Origin of the sequence: Corallococcus sp. CA053C, from assembly GCF_003611675.1 — a bacterium.
GTDB lineage: Bacteria > Myxococcota > Myxococcia > Myxococcales > Myxococcaceae > Corallococcus.
In genome coordinates this window covers 1-3,338 of the sequence record NZ_RAWA01000645.1, presented here as the reverse complement: position 1 = coordinate 3,338, position 3,338 = coordinate 1, and the positions used below count along the sequence as shown (strand labels likewise).

The 3,338-nt window shown below is 71.1% G+C and carries 3 protein-coding genes and 1 tRNA gene; 1 reads left to right on the top strand and 3 read right to left on the bottom strand.

Annotation, left to right across the window (positions count from 1 at the left end):
- From D7V97_RS41520 to D7V97_RS41510, 3 genes are all read right to left on the bottom strand, one after another.
- A partial coding sequence (locus D7V97_RS41520; protein WP_199729162.1) for an RsmB/NOP family class I SAM-dependent RNA methyltransferase occupies positions 1-1,266 on the bottom strand: 1,266 nt, incomplete at its 3' end.
- A 14-nt stretch (positions 1,267-1,280) separates the two neighbouring features.
- Complete coding sequence (locus tag D7V97_RS41515; RefSeq protein WP_120616063.1) at positions 1,281-1,946, bottom strand: response regulator; 666 nt, start codon at positions 1,944-1,946, stop codon at positions 1,281-1,283.
- A gap of 90 nt (positions 1,947-2,036) precedes the next feature.
- Positions 2,037-2,122, bottom strand: a tRNA-Leu gene (locus tag D7V97_RS41510).
- Positions 2,123-2,221: 99 nt separating this feature from the next.
- On the opposite strand from D7V97_RS41510, the gene D7V97_RS41505 reads away from it, so the two are divergent.
- The gene (locus tag D7V97_RS41505; protein WP_120616062.1) at positions 2,222-2,965 is read left to right on the top strand and encodes a lipopolysaccharide assembly protein LapB; all 744 of its coding nucleotides are present in this window, start codon (positions 2,222-2,224) and stop codon (positions 2,963-2,965) included.
- Positions 2,966-3,338 lie beyond the last annotated feature (373 nt).

Genomic DNA, 3,338 nt, shown 5'->3' with positions numbered 1-3,338 from the left:
CCCCTCCCCCACCGGCTCCAGCGCGAAGCCCGGGTGCTTCGCGAGGAAGCGCTCCACCACCCGGTCGTTCTCCTCGGGCAGGACGGAGCAGGTGGCGTAGACGATGCGCGCCCCCGGCTTCACCTGCGCGGCCACCTCCGCCAGCAGCGCGGACTGGGTGGCCTGGAACTCCGTGATGGCCTTCGCGGTGAGCTTCCACTTCTGATCCGGCTCGCGCGCGAGCGACCCCGTGCCGCTGCAAGGCGCGTCCACCAGCACCACGTCCACCTCGCCCAGCGGCACCGGGTGCGGGAACGACACCTGCTTGAGGCCGAACTCGCGCACCCGCTCGCGCGCGTCCGACAGCCGCCGCTTGGAACGGTCCCCGGCGAGCACGCGCCCCTTCGCGCCCACCGCGTCCGCGAGCCCCAGCGTCTTGCCGCCGGCCCCCGCGCACACGTCCGCCACGGTGAGCCCCTGCAGCGACCCTCCGGGCGGGAGGCACGCCTGGACGATGAGCTGGCTGCCCACGTCCTGCACCTGGAGCCGCCGGGCCTTCATCACCTTCGTCTCGAAGATGCGGTGGCTGGCATCCGCCACGCGCAGCGCGTCCGGCGAGGACGGCACGGCTTCCGCCACCACGCCCTCCTCCGCCAGCGCCGCGAGCACCGCGTCCCGGGTGCCGGCGGGCCGCACGCGGAAGTGCAGCGCGGGCTCCTCGTCCAGCGACGCCATCAGCCCCGCGAGCGTCTCCACCGGGTACACGTCCGCCAGCCGCTGCGTCAGCCACCCCGGGAAGGAGTACCGGGTGGCGAGCCGGTCCACGACGGACTCCGACTCCGAGGCGGGCGGCTCCGGCAGGGGCTTCGTGACGAGCCCCTCCAGCACCGCGTCATGCAGGGTGCGCGGCCGCACCGGGCCCGGCAGCCGCACCTCCGCGCCGATGCGCGTCCAGCCCTCGCCGCAGAAGAGCCGCCGCCAGAGGGTGTAGCGCACCAGCGCCTGATCCTCCGTCATGACGAGCTTCGCGTGCGAATGCCCCAGCTGGCGCGCCGCCAGGTCCAGGAGCCGCTGGTGCCGGGACAGCTCGCGCGCGGCCATCGCCACGAAGCGGCGCTCCTGCCCGCCCAGCCCTTCCGCCTCCCGCAGCGCGGTGGCGAGCGCGGCCTTCAGGGGGTCTCCCTTGAGCACCGCGATGTGGGTCTCCAGGGCGGCGGTGGCCGCTTTCCGGGACGGACGCCCCAGGCGCGACGGATCATGCGGCGAGGGCCAGAGGGGGATTTCCACGGTGACCTCGTCCCCTACCCGCGCAGCGGCACGCACACCGCCACCGCGCCCGTTCGCGTCTTCACCCGGGGCGCTGCCCCCACGGCGAGGAACAGATAGCAGGGGGCGGCGTAGTGCTCCCCGTCCAGGTCCAGGGAGCCTTCGAGGAGCAGGAGCGCGTCCGCGCCCGACGGGCGGCGCCACTGGAAGTCCGCCTCGGACGTCAACCGTACCCACGTCCAGGGAGCCTGCGTCGGGGCGGTGGCCGTCCGGGCGCCAGGGGCGAGCTCCGTCCAGTCCGCCGAGCCCTCCGACAGGGGGGCCTCCGAAGCGGCGACCGCCTGGCGCTTGAGTTCCAGGAAGCGCTCCACGAGCCCCATGATGTCGTCCACCTGGAAGGGCTTGATCAGCAGCCCGTCCGGCTCGAAGGGGTGCAGGGCCTCGGCCACCTCGTCGGGGCCCGCGGCGCTGACGACGACGACGGGGTGCAGCCGGCGACGGGCGGCTTCGAGGATGCTCCGGCCGTCGTTGTGGCCCCCCGCGATGCGCAGGTCGGTCATCACCAGATCGAAGCGCCCGGTCTCCAGGGCGCTGAGCGCTTCGTCGATGGTGCCTACCGCCTGCACGTCCGCCAGCTCGGAGACAAGCTCGCCCATGCCTTCACGAAGGCTCGCGTCGTCCTCGACCAGCAGTACCTTCATCGCGTCTCCCGGCGCGGAGGACAGGGGGCTGCTTTCACGTTCGGGCCATCCGGAGGCGGCATCTCGGACGCCGGGGGTGCGTTGGGGGAATGGCCCTCCCCGGACTCGAACCGGGACGCGGGGTCAGCCGCAGCGGATTTTGAGTCCGCCTCGTCTACCAATTTCGACAGAGGGCCCCTTGGGTGAAAGCGAGGCGGCCAAACGTATATCGCGCCTTCGAATCGTGTGCATCCGAAGATTGCGGCGTTCCACGCACACCGCTAAAGGGGCTGCGCATGTACAACCTCCTCATCTCCCTGGCCGTGGGGCTGGCCGTCGGAGCGCTGGTCAAGCTCGTCGGCGGCTTCTCCTGGTGGGCCGGCATCGTGCCCGGCGTCATCGCCCTCTTCGCCACCTACATCGTGCTCGCCCGACGGGTCTCCACCCGCGTGCAGGCGCTCATGACGACGGTCCAGAATGATCTCCAGGGCCAGCCCGCCAACCAGAAGGAAGCCCAGGGCCGCGTGGACCGGGCCGTGAAGACGCTGGAGCAGGGCCTCGTCTGGGACAAGTGGCAGTTCCTCATCGGGCCGGAGATCCACGCGCAGATCGGCATGCTCAAGTACATGGTGAAGGACCTGGACGGGGCGAAGTCCCACCTGGAGAAGGCCAGCGGCCGCAACTACATGGCCAAGGCCATGGAAGGCGCCCTGCACTTCCGCCGGGACGACAAGCCCGCCATGAAGGCCGCCTTCGAGGCCGCGGTGAAGAGCGGCAAGAAGGAGTCCATCGTCTGGGCCGTGTACGCGTGGTGCCTGCTGCAGCACAAGGACAAGGACGGCGCCCAGCGGGTGCTCGCGCGAGCGGTGGAGCAGAACCCCTCCGACGAGAAGCTCAAGGGAAGCCTCGCCCAGCTGCAGAACGACAAGCGCCTGAAGATGAAGCCCTACGAGCCGCTGTGGTGGCAGTTCGGCCTCGAAGCGCCGCCGATGATGCCGCCCATGGGTGGCCGCCGCGTGCAGTTCACCCACCGCCGCTGAAGCACTTGAACCGTTGAGGTGCCGCGGCCGCGCACATGCGGCCGCCGCCTCGGGTTGTCTCGTCAACACCTGCAACGTCGAGGCGGCCTCCTTCCAGGGGGCCCTCCGTTGCTCCGCTGTCCGGCAATTCCTACCGACCGGGCCTCCCTGACGCTGCAACGTCTTCCGATCGCCGTGTTGGCTGATCCGTCAGGTCCCCTCCAACCCCCTGAAATGAGGCAGGCCCGTGAAGGGATCGCGGGGGCACAGGGCTTGCTCTCGGGCAGGGGCACGCGGACATCCGGGACAGACGGGTCCTGGAGTCTCGCGGAGGCGGACGGGCTTGGCAGCCGGAGGTCTCGGGTGAAGTTTGGATGGGTGGGTGGGTGCTTGC

Excerpts from the sequence above, each read along its gene's own strand:
- D7V97_RS41515 (WP_120616063.1), bottom strand. The coding sequence starts at position 1,946 with ATGAAGGTACTGCTGGTCGAGGACGACGCGAGCCTTCGTGAAGGCATG.
- D7V97_RS41505 (WP_120616062.1), top strand. The coding sequence starts at position 2,222 with ATGTACAACCTCCTCATCTCCCTGGCCGTGGGGCTGGCCGTCGGAGCG.